Source organism: Synechococcus sp. R6-5, assembly GCF_047461775.1.
Taxonomy (GTDB): domain Bacteria; phylum Cyanobacteriota; class Cyanobacteriia; order Thermostichales; family Thermostichaceae; genus Thermostichus.
In genome coordinates this window covers 1-4898 of the sequence record NZ_JANSHV010000215.1, presented here as the reverse complement: position 1 = coordinate 4898, position 4898 = coordinate 1, and the positions used below count along the sequence as shown (strand labels likewise).

Genomic DNA, 4898 nt, shown 5'->3' with positions numbered 1-4898 from the left:
GGTGTTGACCAGCTTGCAAGAGCAGCTCAAAGACATCAAGGTGATTTACGTGGAGTTTACTTCTGAGCAAGACCGCAAGCAGATTGACCAGATGTTGGATCCCTCTCATCTCCTCTGGCAGGGGGAGATTTCTCAAGGTAACTACGGCTGTCTCTGTTACCTGAGCAGAGCTTACGTTTAGGTAAAGTAGCTGAACAAAGTAAAAAAATGAGCCACGGAGCGGAACAAATACGACTCTCTCTCAGATCTAAGCTTCCTCTTTAGGTCTACCTGCATGTTATCTTGCCTGTAAAGTCATCTTATCCCCAACTGAACTGACTATAACTGGAAAAAACTATACTGGGCAGACAAGTCAGGAGAATTTCTAGCCATCTTGTAGTAGATGTCAGACTGGATACTTACAAACAAACTTCTAGCCGGGATCCAAGCCCAGCAAGCAGGAGATTTGCGACAAGCAGAGGCTATTTACTCCGAAATCTTGGCGGATTTTCCTGAGCATGCAGATGCCCTTCACCTGTTGGGAACGGTAGCTCAAGCCAGAGGAGACTCGGAATTGGCAGCGGCTCTCATTGCAGAAGCCATTGAGCAACATCCCGAAGTGGCTCTGTATCACCACAATTTGGGTGTCGTCTATGAGTCTTTGGGTCAACTCGAGGAAGCGCTATCCTGTTATCAGCAAAGCCTGAAACTGAATCCACACGCTGCTGGATCTGCCTTTCAAGCTGGAAAAATCTTAGTTAACCTGCGACGTAGCGAAGAAGCCATTGCCCTACTCAATCCTCTACTGGAAAACTCGGATGAACAGACAGGGATCCCTTTGGAAGAGGTGCATCTGAATCTGGCTATCGCCTACCGAGATCAAGGAGAACACGCTGTTGCCTTGGATCACCTGGAGAAAGCATTGGCTTTGGATCCCCAGTTAGAACAGGCTCGTTGGTTTTATCATCTCTACTTGCCGGCAGTCTATCAGAGTGAGGAAGAGCTCAACTCCTTTCGTGCTCGCTTTATCGAGCATCTGGATTGTCTTATTGAGGAAACTCCCCTAGAAACGGAGGAGCAACGTCGCACAGCGCTGTGGGCATCAGGACTGGGAACCAATCACTACCTACAGTACCAAGGCTACAACGACCTGGATTTGCAGAAAAAATATGCCCAGTTTGTTCAACGTATAGTCAACGCTTGCTATTCCCAGTGGAGATATCTTCCTTGCCAATCCCAACCAGGGGATCCCATCCGAGTTGGGTTTGCCTCAGCTTCCATGCGAGCTTGCTCTTACAGTCGCTTATCTCTGGGTTGGGTTAAGTACCTAAATGCTAATTGGATTGATGGACAGGCTAACTCGGAGCGAAAGTTTCAAGTCTTCGCCTATCACTTGGATCCCAGAACCGATTTCATGACAGACCGGTATCGTCAATATGCCGATGTGTTTCGACACATTCCCACCGGACTTGAGGATGCAGCCCGACAAATCCTGCAGGATCAGCTAGATATTTTGGTGTATTTGGAGATTGGTCTTTCACCTCTTATTCTGCAACTGGCTTCCCTGCGACTGGCACCGATACAGTGCTCCACTTGGGCTCATCCTGTAACTTCTGGGCTTTCTACGATTGACTATTTCCTCTCCAGCGATTTAATGGAGCCAGAGGATGCTCAAGAACATTATAGTGAAACCCTGATTCGTTTACCTCATTTGGGCACTTGCTTCGAAAAGCCGGTTTTGCCTCAGCAAAAGTGCTATCGTGAGGATTTCGGCCTGCGCAGAAACGCAGTGGTTTACCTAGCTTGTCAATACTTGGGTAAATATCTGCCCCAATATGACTATCTTTTTGCCGCTATTGCTCAGCGAGTGCCCAACGCTCAATTTGTTTTTTTGGCTCTACCCAATGCTGCTATTGCCCGACAATTTCGGGAACGGCTCACCCGGGCTTTTTCTTTGTATGGCCTCAATGTAGAAGACCACTGCCTGATCCTGCCCGGATTGGATTATCAAGACTACTTGGATCTCAACCGCTGTGCGGATCTCATGTTGGATTCCTACGGCTGGTCAGGTGGGATCACCACCCTAGAAGCCGTTGCGATTGGGTTACCTGTAATCACTTGCCCTGGAAAGCTGATGCGGGGCCGGCATACCTATGCCATTCTCAAAAGAATGGGGCTGGACAGTTTAATTGCCTCGGATCTGAAAAGCTACGAGGATTTGGCCGTAAAACTGGGATCCGATCCTGAGTTTCGCTACCACATGGCTGAGGAGGTTCGGCAGCGATGCCACCTACTCTTCGAAGATCGAGAATGTGTGGCAGCCCTGGCCCATTTCTTCCTCACCAGGAAGCCCGACGCCAGTAGTGGTTAGCCCACTGCGAAAAAGGGTTTTGCTCTGGATCCCTTCCTGAGGACAAAATTGGCTCAACGGCCCCACTACGCCCTTGAAGCTCCCTTCTCGAGGTCAACAGCGGAACAGCCCCCCCAGGCCGGTGCAAGCCTAAACGTGGGAAAATCCTGTCAGTGATCTGCATTTTGCTGAGAATTGCTCAGAGCATCGTAATCTAGAGGAACATTGACATCCGGTGTCCGGAGGAGTGCTTATGCCAGGGCTAGCATCGAATGCTTCTAGAGCTCCGCAGGGATCCCTGCAGAGGCTGTTCTTGGGCCTTTTGGCCTCGGCTGCGGTTTTGGCAGGTTGTGGAGGAAGTGGAGGGAGTACAATACCGCCTCTAGTGAACGTCTGCGAACAAGCCTTCAGCCCAGACTTTTTCGCTTCGATTGGCCTCCGCCGACAGGGGGATAGGCGCAGTGGAACCTTGGGGCCGAATAGCCTTTTGGAGTATTATTTTGATGAGAGGGGCAATATTCAAAATGCCCGGGAATTCCCACCCCCTCCCGGCACGTTTACCTTCTATTCAGATGCGTTTCTTTACTTTCCCTCTGCAGCCAACGTTACCGGGGTTACAATCCGGCTGACCAGCCCGGTTTTCGACCCGCTATTGGTCATCGGCAGCTATGACAGCAACCGGAGATTGGATCCTGACGTTTTTGTAAATGATGATGCTGCCCCTGGCAACTTTACCACCTCTGAGCTAACCATCCCCGTGCGGCAAGACCGCTGCTACTTGCTCCGGGTGGAAAGCTACTGGGCGCAAAATGCCTCTCCAACGGCTGGGCCGGGCAGCCCTGGGCGAGGCCCTTACACCATCGAAGTTGTGAGCGAAAGCTTTGCTGCTCCTCCTCCACCGCCTCAACGGCAACAGAAACCGGGCGATAGGGAAGACGGCGGCGGCGGTGATCGGGGAGGAGGCGTAGGTATTTAGCTCTGCCGTGTGAGCCTAATGGCGAAGCTGGCGCTACCACAGGTAGCCGTTCCTCGAATCGAGCGCCCGTCAGCGCTGACAGTGCCGCTCCAAGTGATGGTTGGGGTGCCACTACCCGCTGCCTTACCGCTGACAGAAAGTTGGTTGCCGATGAGCTGGCCACTGCGTTCGGAAAAGCTGAGAGAGGAAACGCTGATCTGGTTGCCCTCCTGACGAATGGAGACGGTTTCCTGGACGCCAGCCGCAACATTGACCTTGCACAGGGATCCCTGCCAGATAAAAGATCCTCCCTCGTAAAGCCACTCGCCGCTGAGGGCCAGCTCTGCCGCAGGCGTTGGCGTTGCCGGGGCAGGTGTGGCGGTGGGAGTAGGAGGTGGAGGCGGGGTGGGGGTAGGAGTACGAGGGACAAGCGGGGTGAATCGAGGGATAGGGGTAAGCGTCGGTGTCGGAGTGGGTGTTGGTGCTGGAGTCGGGGTGGGTGTCGGCGTTGGAGTGGGAGCAGGTTCGAGTGTAGGTGTTGGGGTTACTTCAGCGGTAGGGATCGGATCCGGTTCTTCCCGGCTATCGCGGATCGTTGGGCGTGGCCACAGCAAAAAGGCGGCCAGCAAAGCCATAACGCCCAGGGATCCCCCGGCCAAAACCCACTTCAGGTTGCTGTCGGAAGGTTGCAGAACCGTTTGGGGGGCAGCTTGCCGCAGAGGGCGAGTGCGGGGAGTATCGGTTCGTGCCGGCGTGGCAGGGCGAGCGACAGGGGGATCCTGAACGGTCGGGAGAGCGTTGCTGGCTGGGATCACTGTGGAGGGCGTTTTGGGAGTTTCATCCTCACTTTGGGGGGAGGGATCCGGTGTTTCCGGCGAAGCTTCTGCTGAGGAGGGTTCCCGCTCGGTGATGTAATAGGGGATCCCTGCACCTGGGGAGGGGGGAGAGACCGGCTCATCTTCGATGAGATCCAGATCCTCATCGCGGATATCTTCAAAGGCTCCAGAAGCCGATCCTGTATTGCGGGTGGTTTGGATTGGTGGCTTGGGGTCAGAAGAGGGTGGAGCATCCTGTTGAGGCTTGGCACTGCCGGTGGGCAGGATCACAGTGCTGGCTTGGCCACTAGAGAGTTGGGTGGTTGCCGTCAGGTCATAGGCTTGCAGCAGTCGTTCCCCCAGCTCCCGCATCGTTTGCGGTCGTTCGTCTGGGTTTTTTTTCAGGCAATCCATCACCACGGCTGCTAAAGGGGGTGGGATCGGCTGGGGGGCTGCCTTCGGGTTGATCTCGATTGGGCTTTCGTAGCAATGGGCGTGGATCCAGCTGTGCAGGGAGTCGGTTTCCAGCTGAAAGGGCATGGATCCCGTCAGCATCTCGTAGAGCACTACCCCAAAGGAGTAGATATCCGAGCGGGCATCCAAGGCTTTGCCCCGTATCTGTTCGGGAGAGGCGTAGCGAGCTGTGCCGATAAATCCTCCCCCTTTTTGGGTGCCCAGGCTGAGGGTGTGATCCGCCAGGGTTTTGGCCACGCCAAAGTCGAGGATTTTCAGTTGGGGGATAAGCTTGCCATTTTGAAAAACTTGCTCGATGAAGAGGTTGCTGGGTTTGATGTCGCGA

At 53.9% G+C, this 4898-nt stretch carries 4 protein-coding genes; 3 read left to right on the top strand and 1 reads right to left on the bottom strand.

Going from position 1 to position 4898, the window contains the following annotated elements; translation table 11 throughout:
• The 3 genes from NW818_RS11135 to NW818_RS11125 form a co-directional block, all read left to right on the top strand.
• Nucleotides 1-181 (top strand): hypothetical protein (locus tag NW818_RS11135; RefSeq protein ID WP_414424591.1); only part of this gene is annotated, 181 nt, incomplete at its 5' end.
• A gap of 201 nt (nt 182-382) precedes the next feature.
• A complete protein-coding gene (locus tag NW818_RS11130; protein ID WP_414424590.1) occupies nt 383-2350 on the top strand; it encodes a tetratricopeptide repeat protein in 1968 nt (655 codons plus the stop codon).
• Nucleotides 2351-2582: 232 nt separating this feature from the next.
• Nucleotides 2583-3305, top strand: coding sequence for a hypothetical protein (locus tag NW818_RS11125; protein ID WP_414424589.1), 723 nt, complete (start codon nt 2583-2585; stop codon nt 3303-3305).
• On the opposite strand, the gene NW818_RS11120 is transcribed toward NW818_RS11125, so the two are convergent.
• The coding region (locus NW818_RS11120; protein WP_414424588.1) for a serine/threonine protein kinase at nt 3302-4898 on the bottom strand (1597 nt) is incomplete at its 5' end. The genes NW818_RS11125 and NW818_RS11120 overlap by 4 nt on opposite strands.

Excerpts from the sequence above, each read along its gene's own strand:
- NW818_RS11130 (WP_414424590.1), top strand. The coding sequence starts at position 383 with ATGTCAGACTGGATACTTACAAACAAACTTCTAGCCGGGATCCAAGCC.
- NW818_RS11125 (WP_414424589.1), top strand. The coding sequence starts at position 2,583 with ATGCCAGGGCTAGCATCGAATGCTTCTAGAGCTCCGCAGGGATCCCTG.